Source organism: Mycolicibacter hiberniae (assembly GCF_010729485.1).
In the GTDB taxonomy this organism is placed as follows: Bacteria; Actinomycetota; Actinomycetes; order Mycobacteriales; family Mycobacteriaceae; genus Mycobacterium; species Mycobacterium hiberniae.
Map to the genome: position 1 here is coordinate 547226 of NZ_AP022609.1, position 18049 is coordinate 565274.

At 70.2% G+C, this 18049-nt stretch carries 14 protein-coding genes and 1 pseudogene; 13 read left to right on the forward strand and 2 right to left on the reverse strand.

Annotation, left to right across the window (positions count from 1 at the left end):
- The first annotated feature begins 46 nt into the window (after positions 1 to 46).
- Positions 47 to 2647 carry a LuxR C-terminal-related transcriptional regulator gene (locus G6N14_RS02615; RefSeq protein ID WP_085135508.1) on the forward strand — a complete coding sequence of 867 codons (2601 nt, stop codon included), beginning with the start codon at positions 47 to 49 and terminating at the stop codon, positions 2645 to 2647.
- 9 nt (positions 2648 to 2656) lie between these two features.
- Here the strand turns inward: G6N14_RS02615 and G6N14_RS02620 are convergent, their stop codons facing one another.
- Positions 2657 to 4171 (reverse strand): PPE family protein, encoded by a 1515-nt coding sequence (locus G6N14_RS02620; RefSeq protein ID WP_085135507.1) that lies wholly within the window; start codon positions 4169 to 4171, stop codon positions 2657 to 2659.
- A 122-nt stretch (positions 4172 to 4293) separates the two neighbouring features.
- On the opposite strand from G6N14_RS02620, the pseudogene G6N14_RS20755 reads away from it, so the two are divergent.
- The 12 genes and pseudogenes from G6N14_RS20755 to G6N14_RS02675 form a co-directional block, all read left to right on the forward strand.
- Positions 4294 to 4989, forward strand: a pseudogene (locus tag G6N14_RS20755) (DUF2275 domain-containing protein); the annotation flags it as partial.
- Positions 4990 to 5097: 108 nt separating this feature from the next.
- Positions 5098 to 5658 (forward strand): RNA polymerase sigma factor SigC, encoded by a 561-nt coding sequence (sigC, locus tag G6N14_RS20760; RefSeq protein ID WP_234808911.1) that lies wholly within the window; start codon positions 5098 to 5100, stop codon positions 5656 to 5658.
- A 122-nt stretch (positions 5659 to 5780) separates the two neighbouring features.
- Positions 5781 to 6515: a lytic transglycosylase domain-containing protein gene (locus G6N14_RS02630; protein ID WP_085135506.1), complete on the forward strand. Its 735-nt coding sequence runs from the start codon at positions 5781 to 5783 to the stop codon at positions 6513 to 6515.
- A 77-nt stretch (positions 6516 to 6592) separates the two neighbouring features.
- Positions 6593 to 7882 (forward strand): phosphopyruvate hydratase, encoded by a 1290-nt coding sequence (gene eno, locus G6N14_RS02635; protein ID WP_085135505.1) that lies wholly within the window; start codon positions 6593 to 6595, stop codon positions 7880 to 7882.
- Positions 7883 to 7900: 18 nt separating this feature from the next.
- On the forward strand, positions 7901 to 8563 hold the full coding sequence (locus G6N14_RS02640; protein ID WP_085135504.1) for an FtsB family cell division protein: 663 nt from the start codon (positions 7901 to 7903) through the stop codon (positions 8561 to 8563).
- A complete protein-coding gene (locus G6N14_RS02645; protein ID WP_085135503.1) occupies positions 8556 to 9047 on the forward strand; it encodes a DUF501 domain-containing protein in 492 nt (163 codons plus the stop codon). Before G6N14_RS02640 ends, G6N14_RS02645 begins: the two co-directional genes overlap by 8 nt.
- Complete coding sequence (locus G6N14_RS02650) at positions 9044 to 9988, forward strand: Ppx/GppA phosphatase family protein (protein ID WP_085135502.1); 945 nt, start codon at positions 9044 to 9046, stop codon at positions 9986 to 9988. The genes G6N14_RS02645 and G6N14_RS02650 overlap by 4 nt, the downstream gene beginning before the upstream one ends.
- Positions 9989 to 10214: 226 nt before the next feature.
- The gene (locus G6N14_RS20765) at positions 10215 to 10304 is read left to right on the forward strand and encodes a potassium-transporting ATPase subunit F (RefSeq protein ID WP_046316401.1); all 90 of its coding nucleotides are present in this window, start codon (positions 10215 to 10217) and stop codon (positions 10302 to 10304) included.
- Positions 10305 to 11975, forward strand: coding sequence for a potassium-transporting ATPase subunit KdpA (kdpA, locus tag G6N14_RS02660; RefSeq protein WP_085135500.1), 1671 nt, complete (start codon positions 10305 to 10307; stop codon positions 11973 to 11975). It abuts the gene before it with no gap.
- Between the two features lies 1 nt (position 11976).
- Entirely contained in the window at positions 11977 to 14115 is a 2139-nt protein-coding gene (kdpB, locus tag G6N14_RS02665; RefSeq protein WP_085135499.1) for a potassium-transporting ATPase subunit KdpB, read from the forward strand.
- A gap of 1 nt (position 14116) precedes the next feature.
- On the forward strand, positions 14117 to 15010 hold the full coding sequence (locus G6N14_RS02670) for a potassium-transporting ATPase subunit C (protein ID WP_085135498.1): 894 nt from the start codon (positions 14117 to 14119) through the stop codon (positions 15008 to 15010).
- A gap of 7 nt (positions 15011 to 15017) precedes the next feature.
- Positions 15018 to 17552: a sensor histidine kinase gene (locus G6N14_RS02675; RefSeq protein ID WP_234808903.1), complete on the forward strand. Its 2535-nt coding sequence runs from the start codon at positions 15018 to 15020 to the stop codon at positions 17550 to 17552.
- Position 17553: 1 nt separating this feature from the next.
- On the opposite strand, the gene G6N14_RS02680 is transcribed toward G6N14_RS02675, so the two are convergent.
- The gene (locus G6N14_RS02680) at positions 17554 to 18009 is read right to left on the reverse strand and encodes a DUF1942 domain-containing protein (RefSeq protein WP_085135496.1); all 456 of its coding nucleotides are present in this window, start codon (positions 18007 to 18009) and stop codon (positions 17554 to 17556) included.
- Positions 18010 to 18049 lie beyond the last annotated feature (40 nt).

The following is an 18049-nucleotide window of genomic DNA, read 5'->3' on the forward strand; positions in this document are numbered from 1 at the left end:
GATTTCTGCTGGTGACGTGCCCGGGGCCGACTTAGACTATCTATCCATGGCAGGCGGGTGGCGGCTGCTTGATCGCCCCGCGGAATGCGAGGCGATCCGGTCCTGTCTGACAGGTGAGGACTGTCGCGGTGTCGTGCTGGTGGGCTCCGCCGGAGTCGGCAAGACGACCTTGGCCCGCGCCGTCACCGCATCGCTGCCGTCCCAGGTGCACTGGGCGGCGTGCACGGAGTCTTCCCGCAGCATCCCGCTGGGGGCGTTCGCCCAGTGGGTGGAGGCGTCGGCGTCGCGCGACCCGATCGCGCTGCTGACATCGGCGCGGAAATCCCTTGTGGCTGAAGGCGACACCGTCATCGGCGTGGACGACGCGCACCTGCTGGACCAGCTGTCGGCCACCCTGCTGCACCAGCTTGTGGTGGAGGGCGCGGCGCGGGTGGTGTGCACGGTGCGCAGCGGCGAGCCGGTGTTGGACGCGGTGACCGCCTTGTGGAAGGACGCGCACCTGCAGCGCCTCGAACTGCACGTGCTGAGCAAACAACAGTCTGTCGCGCTGGTCGAAACGGTCCTGGGCGGAACGCTCGAGGGGCTCAGCGCCGACGTCATGTGGGAATCGACGGGCGGCAATCCACTGTTTCTGCGGCACCTGGTCGAAGGGGCTGTCGACGCCGGAACCTTGACCGAAGTCAACGGTGTGTGGCAGTTGCGTGGGCCGACCAAGGTGCCGTCCGGCCTGGCGGCGTTGCTCGACGAGCGTCTCGATCGCGCCGGCAAGGAGATTGTGGGCGCCTTGAAGCTGCTGGCGCTGTGCGAACCACTGGACATAGACGCGCTGTGCGAGCTGGCCGGGGAGGAGGCGGTGGACGCCGCCGAGGTGCAGGGGCTGATCCGCGTCACACAGGACGGCCGGCATCTCAGTGCCCGGTTCAGCCACCCGGTGTTCGGCGACGTCGTGCGCCGCCGGATCGGCACCGCCTCCGCGCGCAGCCTACGGGGCCGCATCGTGACGGTCCTTCGCGAACGCGATCTGGATTCGGCCGCCGACCGTATCCGGCTGGCGCACCTGTGCATCGACAGCGACCAGCAGGTGGACATGGACTCGCTGATCAGCGCGGCCAAGGATGCGATCTTCTTGTCGAACCTGCCCCTGGGGGAGCGGTTGGCGCGCTCGGCTTTCGAGCGGGGCGGCGGCCTGCGTGCCGCCGAGCTGCTGTCGCGGGCGCTGTTGTGGCAGGGGCGTCCGGTGCAGGCCGACGAGATCCTCACCCGTTTCGATCCCGCCCACCTCGATGAGCTGCAGCTCGTGCAGTGGGGCATCCCCCGGTTGTCGATCCTGTTCTGGTCGATGGGCGATATCGCCCAGGCCACCGCGCTGCTGGAACTGCTGCACAGCCGCGTCGAACACCCGGCCCTCAAACTCATCGTGGACGCCACCGGATCGGCGATGGCGATCCACCAGAACAAGATCGAGGAGGGGCTGGCCGCAGCCGAGCGGGTGCTGGCAGACCCGCGCGCCCCCAAACAAGCCGTCGACTTCGCCGCGTTCGGCGCGGGACTCGCCATGCCGCTGGCAGGCCGCGGCGGCGAGTTCGCGCCGATCGCCGCCAGGTGCCGCGCCGAGCAGAAGGCCACCGACGGCATGCTGCGCGGGATGGTGCGGTACGGCGACGTGCTCGCGCTGACCTGTATCGGGGAACTCGACCAGGCCGATCAGCGGGTGGCCGAATACACGCAGTTCTCTTCGGCCGGCCAATTCGTCGGGTGGGCCATCGCCAAGATCATGGCCGGCCTGGTCGCGATCTATCGGGGCCGATTCCGCGACGCCATCTCCTCGATGGAGCAGGCGATCGCGGCGTTGGCCGCCGAAGCCTCGCTGCCCTGGCAGCTGCCGGCGCGGGTGCTGCTGGTGCGCGCGTATGCCGCGCTGACCAACATCGACGAGGCGGAGCGGGTGCTCGACGCCACCCAGGAACACACCGGCCCGCATGAGGCGCTGTGGGAACCCCAGCTGATGATCGCCAAGGCGTGGCTCGCCGCCGGGAAGGGCGGCCAGCGCTCGGCGGTCGACTTGGCCCGTGCTGCTGCCGATCTGGCCCGCACCTCGGGTCAGTGTGCGGTCGAAGCCGAGGCGTTGCACCATGCCGCCCGGTTCGGCGACCGCACCGTAGCGGGCCGGCTGGCGACGTTGGCCACCCGCGTCGGGGGGACGGTCGCGGCCTGTTATGCCCAGCACGCGCGTGCGGTGGGCACCTCGGACGCTCCGGCGCTGGACGCGGTCAGTGTGGAATTGGAAGCCGCCGGCATGGTGTTGTCCGCCGCCGACGCCGCCGCGCAGGCGGTGCCTCTGTATGAGCGTGCGGGTCAGCGGCGCCGCAGCGCGGAGTCAGCGGCGCGGGCGCTGCGGCTGGCCACCCAATGCGACGGGGCGATGACGCCGGCCATCAGAGCTGCGGCGCGACCGCTGCCGGTGACGGCCCGCGAGCGTGAGATCGCGGCCCTGATCGCCCGTGGCCTGTCGAATCGGCAGATCGCCGAGCGGCTCACGGTGTCGGTTCGAACGGTCGAAGGGCATATCTACCGGGCCTGCATCAAACTCGACATCGCCGATCGCGACGAACTCGCCCAGATCGTCTGGCAGGAACCCGCCAGGTAGCCACGGTGCTCAGGCCGGGTGCTCGTCCCAACTTCCCGGCAGCATCGGCACCCGCAGCTCGGTGTCGAGCCCGTCGCCGGTCAGCACCGCGATGCCCGCGGCCCGCCGGCGCCCGTCGGCGGCCGTCCCGGCGAAGCCCAACGGCCCGGCGCCGGAACCCGAGGCGCTCGCCGTCGCCGGCGCACCCCAGTCCGGGGTCACCGAGACGTTCATGTCCATGTACTCGTCGCCGAACCCGCGCTGTTTGACGCGCTGGCGCCGGCGGCGCTGCTGCGCCAGCGTCAGCGCCGCGGCGTCGGCGGGCGCGTCCTGGTCTTCGGCGGCGTCTTCCTCGGCACTGCGGGAACGCCGCGCACCGCTGGAGCGCCGCGCCGGCGACGCAACGCTGCTCACCAGATACAGGCAGGAGGTCGGCCCGAAACCGACACCCGGACCGCCGCCGGCCGGCCCGCCCGCCGGCATCCCGGCGCTGACGTTGACCGGCGCGGGCTGACCGGCCGAGGAGATCGGCTCGGCGCAGGGGCAGGCCTCGGCACCCGCCGGCACCGGGGCGCCCGCGGCCACCGGCGTGGCAGTACCGGCCACCGGCAGCGGCGGAGTCGGCTCGGGCATGTGGTCGAGCGCGCCCACCGCGCCGATAGCGCCGAGCGCACCCAGCCCGGCGGCGGCGGCCAGGGCGGGCGCGGCGGCCATGACGATGGGGATCGCCATCTGCACCGCGATCTGCCCCAGCGGCCACAGCAGCGTCAGCGTGTGGAAGGTGCTCCAGCCCAGGGCCCCGGCCAGAATCGGGGACATGCCCGGAATCTGCAGCAACATCTGGCTGACCGAGCTGGCGAACGGAAAGGCCTCGATCGGATATCCGTCGACCCCCAGCAGCGACCACAGCCACTTGGCGATCGGGTCCGCGAAGCCCATGTTGTACTGCCGAAGCAGGTCGGCGACTTGTTGTTCCCAGCTCACGGGTGGGGCGGCTTCGGCGGCCGACGCCAGAATCGGCGGTGCGGGCGCGGCCAGCGGAACCGAGGCCAGTGCGGCCCCGGCGATGCCCTGGTAGAGCGTCATCATCTCCGCGGCCTGCACCCACATGCGGGCGTAGTCGGCTTCGTTGAGGGCGATCGGGATGGTGTTGATGCCGAAGAAGTTCGTGGCCACCAGCGTGGCGTGCACGGCGTGGTTGGCGGCGAGTTCGGCCAGCGTGGGCATGCCGGCCAGCGCGGTGGTGTAGGCCGCCGCCGCCGTACGGTGCAGGTTGGCCGCGGTTGTGCTGGTGACGGCGCTCTCGGCCAGCCAGCTCAGATACGGTTGGTGCGCGGCCGCGTACTCCAGGGCACTGGGTCCCTGCCATGCACTGGCCTGCACACCGGCCAGCACCGCGTCCAGCTCGGCGGCCACCTCGGCATACTCCGCGCTCATCGCCGTCCACGCCGACGCCGACTCCAGCAGCGGACCGGGCCCGGGCCCGGCGCTCAGCAGTGCCGAGTGCACCTCCGGCGGCGAGGCCAACCAGACGGGTGCGGTCATCGAACACCTCTCCTCACATGTCTGCGATCCAGCTTGCTCTTTGAGTAGTCGCGGCGAAGTCCGGTTCGGTTCCGTTCGGATCAACCTTTGTGTCCGGGCGCCGAATGAGCGACTATGTCGGCATGCGGTGCGAGGTAGTGCGCGAAACTCTGTCGTCGCTGCTGGACGGCGAGCAGCAAGGCCTGCCCGCCCAGCAGGTGGATGCGCATCTGGCGTCGTGCCGCAGTTGCCGGCGCTGGCTGGTCGGGGCGGCCGCCCAGGCCCGGCGGCTCAGCGAGATCGACACCGGCACCGAAGCCGGCCCCGACCTGGCCGCACAGATCCTGGCGGCCGCCGGAGTGACGTCGGTCACCGGCATTTCCAGCCGGGACCGGTGGGCGCACTGGGGCGTGCGACGGCTGGCACTGATCGCGGTGGGGGCGCTGCAGGTGGCGATGGCACTTGCCCAGATCGCGGGCGTGCACTTCGGCATGGTCTCGGCTCACGGCCACGGCGCAGCCACCGGCGCGCATTTGCTGCATGAGTCCACCGCATGGCTCTTGGCGCTCGGTGGCGCAATGATCGCCGCCGGCGTCTGGCCCACCCTGGCGGTCGGCGTTGCGGCAATCTCGGGAGTATATGCGCTGGCACTGGGCGGTTATGTGGCTATCGACGCCTACCACGGCCAGGTGACGGCAGCGCGTATCGCCAGCCACCTTCCGGTGCTGATCGGTTTGGTATTCGCTTTGCTGGTGACGCGGGAATGGGTCGGCGACTCGCGCCCCCGCCCGGCCCGCGAAGACGCCGGCGGCCCCGCCGCGGGGACTGCCGCGGTGACGGCGGCCGGCCGCCCCCGGCGCCGTCATCTGCGATCGGTCAACCACGCGGCCGGCTCTACGACCACGCGTCGTAATCAGGTCACGTACCCCGGTCTAAAGTTGTCGTCCATGGCGGGAGCTGAGCGAGTCGACGAGCACGCTGTCACCGCACTCGCCGTAGCTGCCGCGGCCGGCGACGCGCGTGCGCTGGAATCGTTCATCAAGGCCACCCAGAGCGACGTCTGGCGCTTTGTCGCCTACCTGTTCGACGGTGTCAGCGCGGACGACCTGACCCAGGAGACCTACCTGCGGGCGATCAGCGCGATCCCGCGGTTCGCCGGCCGTTCCAGTGCCCGGACCTGGCTGCTGGCCATTGCCCGGCGGGTGGTGGCCGACCACATCCGCTACCTCAAGTCGCGTCCGCGCACCGCACCGGGAATCGACCCCGAACTGCTGCTCGACCGTGACCGGCCCACCCGCGGCTTCGAAGACGTCGTCGAGGTGACCGCGCTGATCGCCGGGCTCTCGACCGATCAGCGCGAGGCATTGCTGTTGACCCAGCTGTTCGGCCTGTCCTACCACGACGCCGCCGAGGTCTGTGGCTGCCCGGTGGGCACCATCAGATCCCGGGTCGCCCGCGCGCGTGACGCGCTGCTCGCCGACCCCGAGCACACCGAGCTGACTGGTTAGACCGCCGGGTCCGCACAGGCGGGCCGAGATTCGGCCGGGCGTGTAGCCCGGTCAGAGCCGCCGTCGGCGGAGCAGTCATGGAACGATGGACGGGTAACCAGAGTTCGAGCTTGGGGAGATCGGTGTCGGCGCTACGTTGGCTGCGGACGGCTGCCGTGGTGGGCGGGACGGCTGTCCTGCTGGCATCCAGCTGCAGCTGGCAGCTCGGCAGCCCGATCCCGCAGGGCGTTCCGCCGCCACCGGGTGACCCGGTCCCGCCGGTCAGCACCGATCTCGCGTCCGGCCGGCCCGCCGACCAGCTCTATCAGTGGGCCGCCGAGCGGGCCCCGCTGCTGGGCATCCCGATCACCGCGCTGGAGGCCTACGCCTACGCCGCGCGGGTCGCCGAGGTGGAGAACCCCGGCTGCCACCTGGGCTGGACCACACTGGCCGGTATCGGCCAGATCGAGAGTCACCACGGGCACTACAACAACGCCACGGTGGCACGCAACGGCGATGTGCGGCCCAAGATCCGTGGGGTCCGGCTCGACGGCTCCGGGGGCAATCTGCACATCGTCGAGGAGGCCCAGCCGGATCTGGCCGACGACGACGGCGTGGTCCGTGCGATGGGTCCGATGCAGTTCATCCCGGAGACCTGGCGGCTCTACGGCGTCGACGCCAACAACGACGGCATCATCAGCCCGGACAACATCGACGACGCCGCGCTGTCGGCGGCCGGTTACCTGTGCTGGCGCGGTAAAGATCTGGCCACCCCCAAGGGCTGGATGACGGCGCTGATGGCCTACAACCAGTCGGAGATCTACGCCCGCGCCGTCCGGGATTGGGCCGCGGCATACGCAGCCGGTCGCCCGCTGTGAGGCGTCCGGTACGGGCTAGGCTCCCAGCAGGCCCTCACTAGGACAAAGCAGTCCCCACCCAGCTCAAGGAGAAGTCAGTGCCCATCATCCAGCAGGTCGGCGCCCGCGAGATCCTCGATTCCCGCGGCAACCCCACGGTCGAGGTCGAGGTCGCGCTGGAGGACGGCACCTTCGCCCGGGCCGCGGTGCCCTCCGGTGCCTCCACCGGTGAGCACGAGGCCGTCGAGCTGCGCGACGGCGGTGCCCGCTACGGCGGCAAGGGCGTGCAGAAGGCGGTCACCGCGGTGCTGGACGAGATCGCGCCGGTGGTCATCGGTATCAGCGCCGACGACCAGCGTCTGGTCGACCAGGCGCTGGTGGACCTCGACGGCACGCCGGACAAGTCCCGGCTGGGCGCCAACGCCATGCTCGGGGTGTCGCTGGCGGTGGCCAAGGCCGCAGCCGACTCCGCGGCGCTGCCGCTGTACCGCTACCTCGGCGGCCCCAACGCCCACATCCTGCCGGTGCCGATGATGAACATCCTCAACGGCGGCGCGCACGCCGACACCGGAGTCGACGTCCAGGAGTTCATGGTCGCCCCGATCGGCGCCCCCAACTTCGCTGAGGCGCTGCGCTGGGGCGCGGAGGTCTACCACTCGCTCAAGGCCGTGCTCAAGAAGCAGGGCCTGGCCACCGGTCTGGGCGACGAGGGCGGCTTCGCCCCCGACGTCGCCGGCACCACCGCCGCGCTGGATCTGATCAGCACCGCGATCGAGGCCACCGGCCTCACCCTGGGCAGCGATGTGGCGCTGGCGCTCGACGTCGCGGCCACCGAGTTCTACACCGAGGGCAGCGGCTACGCGTTCGAGAAGCAGAACCGCACTGCTGAGCAGCTGGCCGAGTTCTATGCCACGTTGCTCGACAGCTACCCGCTGGTGTCGATCGAAGACCCGCTGTCCGAGGACGACTGGGACGGCTGGGTGTCGCTGACCTCGGCGATCGGGGACCGGGTGCAGCTGGTCGGCGACGACCTGTTCGTCACCAACCCCGAACGTCTCGAGGAGGGCATCGAGCGGGGCGCGGCGAACGCCCTGCTGGTCAAGGTCAACCAGATCGGCACCCTGACCGAGACTCTGGACGCGGTCACCCTGGCCCACCACAGCGGCTACCGCACCATGATGAGCCACCGCAGCGGCGAGACCGAGGACACCACTATCGCCGACCTGGCGGTGGCCGTCAGCAGCGGTCAGATCAAGACCGGCGCTCCGGCCCGCAGCGAGCGGGTGGCCAAGTACAACCAGCTGTTGCGTATCGAGGAGGAACTCGGCGACGCCGCCCGCTACGCCGGCGAGCTGGCCTTCCCCCGCTACGCCCCGGAGAGCAAGTAGCAGCCAGGGGCCGCTGCCATGTCCGATCCGAAACGGCCCGACGCCAAGCGGCGCGCCGCGACATCGCGGCCGGGACGGGGCGGAGAAAACGGACGGGCGCGCCCGCGCCGCGCGCCGGCGGTGCGCCGCGCCACCAGTAGCTCGCGAGCCCCGTCGCCGTCACCGGCCAGAGCGGTCAAACGCGCCATCGCGGCGGCGGCCGAGCAGAGCGCGGAACTGCGGGTGGGGTTCACCGCCCGGCGGGCGGTGATCCTGGCGGCGGTGATGTGCGTGCTCACCCTGACCCTCGCCGGGCCGGTCCGTACCTTCTTCGCCCAGCACGCGGAGATGAAACAGCAGTCCCAATTGGAGGACACCCTGCACCGCCAGATCAGCGACCTGCAGCAGCAGAAGGCCAACCTGGACGATCCCGCGCACATCCGGGCGCAGGCCCGCCAGCGCCTCGGCTTCGTCATGCCCGGCGAAATCCCCTACCAGGTGCAGCTGCCCGGCGCACCGGAGATGCCCGGCGAACCGGGCACCGACTCCCCGGCCTTGGCCAGCGACGATCCCTGGTACACCGCGCTGTGGCACACCATCGCCGACGCACCCCACCCCGCGCCGGTGCCGCCGGGCCCCCCGGGGCCGCCCGGTCCGCCGGGGCTGCCCGCCCCGCCCGTACCGGTGGTGCCCCGTGGTTGATCGCGCCGACCTGGACACGGTGAGCCGGCAACTGGGCCGCGAGGCCCGCGGCGTCCTGGAGATCTCCTACCGGTGCCCCAACGGCGAGCCCGCCGTGGTCAAGACCGCCCCGAAGCTGCCCGACGGAACACCGTTTCCCACCCTGTACTACCTGACGCACCCGGCGCTGACCGCCGCGGCCAGCCGGTTGGAGTCCTCGGGCCTGATGGCCGAGATGACCGAGCGGCTGCAGCACGACCCCGAGCTGGCCGCCGGTTACCGGGCCGCCCACGAGTCCTATCTCGCCGAACGGGATGCGATCGAGCCGCTGGGCACCACGTTCACCGGCGGCGGGATGCCCGACCGGGTGAAATGCCTGCACGTGCTGATGGCGCACGCGCTGGCCAAGGGCCGCGGGGTCAACCCGTTCGGTGACGAGGCGCTGGCGATATTGGCGGCCGAACCGGCGATGGTCGGCATCCTGGCCCCGCAGGACTGGCTATGACCCGGCTGGCCGGAATCGACTGTGGCACCAACTCGATTCGGCTGCTGATCGCCGAGCCGGTGAACGGCGGGCTGCGCGACATCCATCGCGAGATGCGGGTCGTGCGGCTGGGAGAGGGCGTCGACGCGACCGGGCGATTCGCCCCCGAGGCATTGGAACGCACCCGCGCGGCGCTGGCTGACTACGCTGATCTGCTGCTGGCCCACGGTGTTTCACGAGTGCGGATGGTGGCCACCTCGGCCACCCGGGACGCGGCCAACCGCGATGTGTTCTTCGCGATGACCGCGCAGGTCCTGGGTCGGGCGGTACCGGGTGCGGTGGCTGAGGTCATCACCGGAGCGCAGGAAGCGCAACTGTCCTTCCGCGGTGCGGTCGGCGAGTTGGACAGCGCCGACGGACCATTCGTGGTCGTGGACCTGGGGGGCGGGTCCACCGAGGTGGTGCTCGGGGATCCCGAGAATGGGGTCGCGGCGAGCTATTCGGCGAACGTGGGCTGTGTCCGGGTCACCGAGCGGTGCCTGCATTCCGACCCGCCGACCGCCGCCGAGGTTTCGGCTGCCCGCGACATGGTCCGCCTACTGCTCGGCGAAGCGGTCGCCGCCGTGCCCGTCCAGCGCGCCCGGACCTGGGTGGGGGTGGCCGGCACCATGACGACGCTGGCGGCCTTGGCGCTCGGTCTCCAGAAGTACGACCCGGCGGTGATCCACCTGTCGCATACCGGCTTCGACGAGCTCTCGGCGGTCTGCGACCGGCTGATCGGGATGAGCCGTGCCGAGCGGGCCGCGCTGGGCCCGATGCATCCCGGCCGTGTCGACGTGATCGGCGGCGGCGCGATCGTCGTCCAGGAACTGGCCCGGATCTTCGCCGAGCGCGCCGGTATCGGCGAGCTGGTGGTCAGCGAACACGACATCCTGGACGGGATCGTGTTGTCGATCGCCTAGTGGCCCCACCCGGGCCGGGCGCGGGCGCAGCGTAATTGAGCCGTTAAGGACGCCGCGTCGAGCGTAAAGAAAGCGTCAACGGCCACCGCCGTGCCGGTTGAGCGGGTCTAGCTTCAGGGCAGTCGGGTTCCCGAGAAGGAGACCACGTGGCTGTCGTTGCGTACCTGATCCTGACGGTGGTGCTCTTCGCCCTGCTCGGCGCGGTGCTGAGGTGGGTGGAGCGACTGTGAGCATCGCCAACGCCGTCGGTCTGGCACTGACCGTTCTGGTGCTCGCGCTGCTGGTCGCGGCGCTGCTCTTCCCGGAAAGGTTCTAGTTGACTACGGCAGCCTCGCCGGCGGTGTTCCTGTCCTCGCTGGTGCTGGCGCTGGTTATCGTGCACGCCCCACTGGGGGACTACATGTACCGGGTATACACCCGCGAAACGCATTCCCGCGGTGAACGATTCATTTACCGCATGGTGGGTGTCGACCCCGGGCGCGAGCAGACCTGGGTCGGCTATGCGCGCAGCGTGCTGGCTTTCTCCGCGGTGTGCGTGGTGTTCGTGTTCGCGGCGCAGCTGGTGCAGGGCGCGCTGGTGCTGCATCGCCCCCATCCGGCGGGCGCGATGACTGCCGGGCTGGCGTGGAACACCGCGGTCAGCTTCGTCACCAACACCAACTGGCAGGCGTACGCCGGGGAATCGACCCAGGGGCATCTGGTGCAGATGGCCGCCCTGGCGGTGCAGAACTTCGTGTCCGCAGCGGTCGGGATGGCGGTGGCCATCGCCTTGGTGCGCGGCTTCGCGCGACGGCGCAGCGCGGTGCTGGGCTCATTCTGGGTTGATCTGGTCCGCGGCACCCTGCGCATCCTGTTGCCCATCGCGGCTCTTGCCGCCATCGCGTTGATCGCCGGCGGCGTCGTCCAGAACTTCCACGTCGAAGACCAGACTCTGGCCACGATCGCAAGCGCGCCGCAGACCCTTCCCGGCGGCCCGGCGGCCAGCCAGGAGTCCATAAAGCTGTTGGGCACCAACGGAGGTGGCTTCTACAATGCCAACTCCGCGCATCCCTTCGAAAACCCCACCGCGCTGACCAACTGGTTGGAGATCTTCCTGCTGCTGGTCATCGCGTTCTCGCTGCCCCGCACGTTCGGGCGCCTGGTGGGCAGCGCCAAGCAGGGGCACGCCATCGTCGCCGTCATGACCGTGCTGGCCGTCATCGGCGTCGGCCTGCTCGGCTGGTCGCAACTGGCGCACCACGGCACCGTCCCCACCGCGGTCGGGGCCGCCGGCGAAGGGGTCGAGCAGCGCCTGGGGATCGCCGACTCCGCGGTCTTCGCCGCCGCCACCACGCTGACGTCCACCGGCGCGGTGAATTCCGCGCACGACTCCTACACCAGTCTGGGCGGCCTGATGACGATGGTCGACATGCAACTCGGGGAGGTGGCGCCCGGCGGCGCCGGTTCCGGGCTCTACGGACTCCTGATCCTCGCCGTGATCACCGTGTTCGTCGCCGGTCTGATGGTGGGGCGTACCCCGGAATACCTGGGAAAGAAGATCACGGCGCGCGAAATCAAGCTGGCGGCAAGCTATTTCCTGGTGATGCCGGTGGTCGTGCTGGCCGGCACAGCCATCTCGATCGCCCTGCCGGGACCGCGCTCGGCGATGAGCAACACCGGGCCGCACGGACTGTCCGAGGTGTTGTATGCCTTCACCTCCGCGGCGAACAACAACGGTTCGGCGTTCGCCGGGCTGGCGGCCGACGGCACGTGGTACGAGACCGCACTGGGAATCGCCATGCTCATCGGCAGATTCGTGCCGATCATCATGGTTCTCGCGCTGGCCGGGGCGCTCGCCGCGCAGGGACGCACTCCGGAATCGCTCGGCACGCTGCCCACCCACAAACCGCAGTTCGTGGGCTTGGTGGTCGGCGTGACGGTCATCCTGGTCGCGCTCACCTTCCTGCCGTCGCTGGCGCTGGGGCCGCTGGCTGAAGGGCTGCACTGACATGCGTTCGGCCCTGGCCGCCTCCCCGCCACCGCAGACCGCGCACCGGCAGGTGCCGAGCGGCGTGATCGACCGCGCCCTGCTGGCCCGGTCGCTGCCCGCCGCGCTGCGCAAGCTCGATCCCCGCACCTTGTGGCGTAACCCGGTGATGCTCATCGTCGAGATCGGCGCGGTGTGGTCGACGGTGCTGGCGATGGGCGATCCGAGCTGGTTCGGCTGGCTGACCGTGGGCTGGCTGTGGCTGACCGTGGTGATCGCCAACCTGGCTGAGGCGGTCGCCGAAGGCCGCGGCAAGGCGCAGGCCGACGCGCTGCGAAAGTCCAAGTCCGACGCGGTCGCGCGACGGCTCCGCGGCTGGACCCCCACCACACCCGGTATCGAAGAGGCCGTCGCGGCGCCGCTGCTGCAACGGGGAGACGTCGTGGTGGTCGAGGCGGGCGAGATCGTCCCCGGCGACGGCGACGTGGTGCAGGGCATCGCCTCGGTGGACGAATCCGCGATCACCGGCGAATCGGCGCCGGTGATCCGGGAATCCGGCGGAGACCGCTCGGCGGTCACCGGCGGAACCCGGGTGCTCTCGGACCGCATCGTGGTCCGGATCACCCAGCAGCCCGGACACAGCTTCGTCGACCGGATGATCGCGCTGGTCGAAGGCGCCAACCGGCAACGGACCCCGAACGAGATCGCGTTGAACATCCTGCTGGCCGCCCTCAGCATCATCCTGGTGATCGCCGTGGCCACCCTGCAGCCGCTGGCGATCTACTCCAAGGCCAACAATCCCGGTGTCGCCGACACCGCGGCGCTCAACGGCAACGGCGTCAGCGGCATCGTTCTGGTGGCGCTGCTGGTCTGCCTGATCCCCACCACGATCGGGGCGCTGCTGTCGGCCATCGGGATCGCCGGCATGGACCGGCTGGTGCAGCGCAATGTGCTGGCCATGTCCGGCCGCGCGGTGGAGGCCGCCGGCGACGTCAACACCCTGCTGCTGGACAAGACCGGCACCATCACCCTGGGCAACCGGCACGCCTCGGAGTTCCTTGCGCTGACCGGGGTCAGCGCCGCCGAACTGGCCGACGCCGCCCAGCTGTCCAGCCTCGCCGACGAAACCCCAGAGGGGCGCTCGATCGTCGTCTACGCCAAAGAGGCCTACGGGCTGCGTACCCGCACACCGGGCGAACTGACGGCCGCGACCTGGGTCGAGTTCTCTGCGCTGACGCGCATGTCCGGGGTGGACATCGGCGGACGCCAACTGCGCAAAGGCGCCACCCACGCGGTGACGGACTGGGTGCGCGGCCACGGCGGCGAGATCCCCACCGAACTCGGCCAGATCGTCGACGGTATCGGCGCCGCCGGTGGCACCCCGTTGGTGGTCGCCGAAGTGCTCGTCGGCGGACCCGCCATGGTGCTCGGTGTCATTCACCTGCGCGACGTGCTCAAGCAGGGCATGCGCGAGCGGTTCGACGCGATGCGCCGGATGGGCATCCGGACCGTGATGATCACCGGCGACAACCCGTTGACCGCCAAGGCGATTGCCGATGAGGCCGGGGTCGATGACTTCCTTGCCGAGGCCACCCCCGAAGACAAGCTGATGCTGATCAAACGGGAGCAGCAGGGCGGTCGGCTGGTCGCGATGACCGGCGACGGCACCAACGACGCCCCGGCGCTGGCGCAGGCCGATGTCGGGGTGGCGATGAACACCGGCACCAGTGCCGCCAAAGAGGCCGGCAACATGGTGGACCTGGACTCCGACCCCACCAAACTCATCGAGATCGTGGAGATCGGCAAGCAGCTGCTGATCACCCGGGGCGCGCTGACCACGTTCTCGATCGCCAACGACATCGCCAAATACTTCGCCATCATCCCGGCACTGTTCGTGGCGATCTTCCCGGGACTGGGTCTGCTCAACGTGATGCGGTTGCACAGTCCGCAGTCGGCGATCCTGTCGGCGGTGATCTTCAATGCGCTGATCATCGCCGCCCTGATCCCGCTGGCGCTACGCGGAGTGCGCTACGTCGCGGGCAGCGCATCCGTGTTGCTCAACCGCAACCTCGCGGTCTACGGCCTGGGCGGCATCGTGGCCCCGTTCCTCGGCATCAAACTGATCGACCTGCTGGTGCAGCTGCTACCCGGGATGGCCTGAGATGAGAATGACGGACGCGATCCGGGGCCACCTGGTGGCGCTGCGGGCACTGCTGGTCTTGACCGCCATCCTGGGCATCGGCTACCCGCTGTTCGTCTGGCTGGTGGCGCAGATCCCCGGTCTGCACAGCCGCGCCGAAGGCTCACTGATCACCGTCGACGGCCGGCCGGTCGCCAGCGCCCTGATCGGGCAGTCGTTCACCGACGCAGCCGGCCGTCCGTTGCCCCAGTATCTGCAGAGCCGGCCGAGCGCAACCGGCTACGACACCCTGGCAAGCGGGGCAAGCAATTTGGGCCCGGAAAGCATGGTCGACCGGCCCGCGCACCCGAGCCTGCTCAGCGAAGTCTGCGCACGCAGCGCAGCCATTGCGCAGGCGGAAGGCCTGGGTGCGGCGGGCGGGGCGCGGCCGTTCTGCACTCCGGGCGGAAAGGGCGCGGTACTGGCCGTTTTCGGCCCGCGCGACGCCCACGGCGCCGTCACCCATCCGGGGCGCGTGGTCAGCGTCAACGAACCGTGCGAGACCGGCAGCGCACCCTTTATGGCCGAATATCACGGCGTCCGAGTGCAATGCGCGCAGCCGGGCGAGGACTATGCGGCCGGCCGCATCGTGCCGATCCGGGGGGCGGCGCCCGGGCATCCCCGGGTGCCGGCCGATGCGGTCACCGCCAGCGGCAGCGGCCTGGACCCCGACATCTCACCGGCCTACGCCGACCTGCAGGCCGAGCGGATCGCGAAAGCGCGGGGTATCAGCGCAGCCGAGGTCCGCGCGGTGATCGGCGCCCATCAGCGCGGCCGACTGCTGGGATTCCTCGGCCAGGCCCGGGTGAGCGTGGTCGCAGTCAACCTGGAATTGGACCGCAGGCACCCTGTCGCCGGTTGCTGCCGGGGCGGATGATCGAACTGTGAGCCCTTACGACTCGCCTTGCAAGCGTGGGGAGTTGCGCATCTACCTCGGTGCGGCTCCCGGCGTCGGCAAAACCTACGCGATGCTCGGGGAGGCCCATCGGCGGCTGGAGCGGGGCACCGACGTGGTGGCGGCGGTGGTCGAGACGTACGGCCGGCGGCACACCGAGGAACTGCTCGAGGGAATCGAGGTGGTCCCGCCGCGCTGGATCGACTACCGCGGCAAGCGTTTCCCCGAACTCGATGTCGACGCCGTGCTGGCGCGACGGCCGCAGGTGGCGCTCGTCGACGAGCTGGCCCACACCAACACGCCGGGAAGCACCAACCACAAACGGTGGCAGGACGTCGAACAACTGCTCGCTGCCGGAATCACGGTGATCTCCACGCTCAATGTGCAGCACCTGGAGAGCCTCAACGACGTCGTCGCCGAGATCACCGGCGTACAGCAGCAGGAGACCGTGCCGGACGCGTTCGTCCGTCAGGCGTCGCAGCTGGAACTCGTCGACATCGCTCCCGAAGCCCTGCGCCGACGGCTCGCCCACGGAAACGTCTACGCACCGGAGAAAGTCGACGCGGCCCTGTCGAACTTCTTCCGGGGCGGCAACCTCACAGCGCTGCGGGAACTGGCGCTGCTGTGGGTGGCCGACCAGGTGGACGCCGCGCTGGCCAAATACCGCGCCGACAACAAGATCACCGCCACCTGGGAGGCCCGCGAGCGTGTGGTGGTGGCCGTGACCGGCGGCCCGGAATCGGAGACGCTGATCCGGCGTGCCTCACGGATCGCGTCGCGGTCCGGGGCGGAGCTGGAGGCGCTGCACGTGCTGACCGGCGACGGGCACGCGGGGTTGCCGCCCGCGCGGATCGGGAAGATCCGCGAACTGGCCGGCAGCCTGGGCGCTGCACTGCACGTCGTCGTCGGCGACGACGTGCCGAGCGCGCTGCTGGACTTCGCCCGCGAAGTCAACGCCACGCAGTTGGTGATCGGGACGTCACGCCGGTCCCGCTGGGCGCGGCTGTTCGAGGAGGGCATCGGAGCCACGGTGGTGCGCCGGTCCGGCAAGATCGACGTCCACATCGTGACCCACGAGGAGTCCCGGCGCGGCATCCGTAGGCCGGTGATGTCTGCCCGGCAACGTCGCGCCCTGCCGTGGCTGGCGGCGGCGCTCGTACCCGCGGCGGTGTGCGCCGTCACCGTGAAACTGTTGGACCCGCTGCTCGGGGTGGGCGGCGAGAGTGCGCTGTTCTTCGTCAGTGTGCTCGTGGTGTCGATGCTGGGCGGCGTTGGGGCGGCAAGTGTTTCGGCGGTGATATCGGGGTTGCTGCTCAACTATTTCCTGATCGACCCACGCTACAGTTTCACCATCGCCGACACCGATTCGGCGATCACCGAGATCGTCCTGCTGTTGGTCGCAGTTGCCGTCGCGGCGCTGGTGGATCGTGCCGCCGAACGCGCCCGCGAGGCCGGCCGTGCGTCACATGACGCGGAGCTTTTGGCCCTGTTCTCCGGGGCGGTGCTGCGCGGCGCCGATCTTGCGACGCTGCTGGAACGCGTGCGGGAGACCTACGCACTGCGGGCGGTGAGCCTGCTGCGGATGCGCACCCCGGCCGGCACGGAATCCGGGCGCACGATCATCGCCACCGTGGGCGAGGCACCGCAGTTGACCGTCGAGTCCGCCGACACCGCGATCGACGCCGACGAGGAATTCTGGATGCTGCTCTCGGGAAGGCAGTTGGCGGCCCGTGACCGACGGGTTTTGTCCGCGGTGGCCAAACAGGCTGCCGGGCTGGTCAGACAGCGTGAACTGGCCGCCGAGGCCACCCGCGCCGAGGCCGTCGGCCGCGCCGATGAGCTGCGCCGCTCGCTGCTGTCGGCGGTCAGCCATGACCTGCGGACCCCGCTGGCCGCGGCCAAGGCCGCGGTGTCGAGTCTGCGCGCCGACGACGTCGGATTCTCACCGGAGGACACCGCCGAACTGCTGGCCACCGTCGAGGAATCGGTCGACCAGCTCACCGCCCTGGTGGCCAACCTGCTCGATTCCTCCCGGCTTGCCGCCGGGGCGGTGCGACCGGCGTTGCACCGGGTGTATCTCGACGACGCCGTGGAACGCGCCATGGGAAGTATCGGCCGCGGGGACACCGGCTTTCGCCGTACCGGTATCGAGCGTGTGGCCGTCGACGTGGGCGACGCGGTGGCGCTGGCCGATGCGGGACTGCTGGACCGGGTGCTGGCCAACCTGCTGGACAACGCCCTGCGCTACGCCCCGAAGGGCTCCGTGCGGGTCAGTGCGTCCCGGCTCGGCGACCGGGTGGTGATCAACATCGCCGACCAGGGCCGGGGCCTGCCGCCCGGCGGCGAGCGCCTGTTCGAGCCCTTCCAGCGCAGCGGCGACCAGCACAACACCACCGGGATCGGGCTGGGCCTGTCGGTGGCGCGAGGGTTCGCCGAAGCGATGGGCGGAACCCTCTGCGCCACCGAGACACCGGGCGGCGGGCTCACCATGGTGCTGGATCTGGCCGCGCCGCCCGAGCCGTGACTCAGTGCTTCCAGATGACCTTGTCGACTCCGGCGGCGTCGCGGTAGACGACGCTGTCGGGCGCCGTGCCGTTCTTGACGTCGAAGTAGAGCCGGCCAGTGGTCTGGCTGCCCGTCGCGATGGGCGCGTTGGGCAGGCCGTCGGTTTCGTTGCCCTTCATCACCGAGAACGTCGAGCTGTTGACGGCGCGGGCGTTGAAGTCGGCGATATTCGGTGTCGGTGAACCGCTGACCGCACGGGCGGTGACATCGGAATACCAGATCCCGTCATTGTGCCCGCTGGGCTGCAGGTTCTCGACGGTGTAATCGATGGCTCCGCCGGGGCTTTGAATTTCTTGCGAGTCGCCGAACCCGACCACCTGGGGGTCGGCCCATGCCGGCGACACTGCCAGCATTCCTGCCGCAGCGAGGCCGGCCGTTGCCACGGCTGTTTTCTTGGCGATGTGGGAGAACATCACGGTATAGCTCCTTCCGCTTGGTTCGGAAGGCATATCCGCG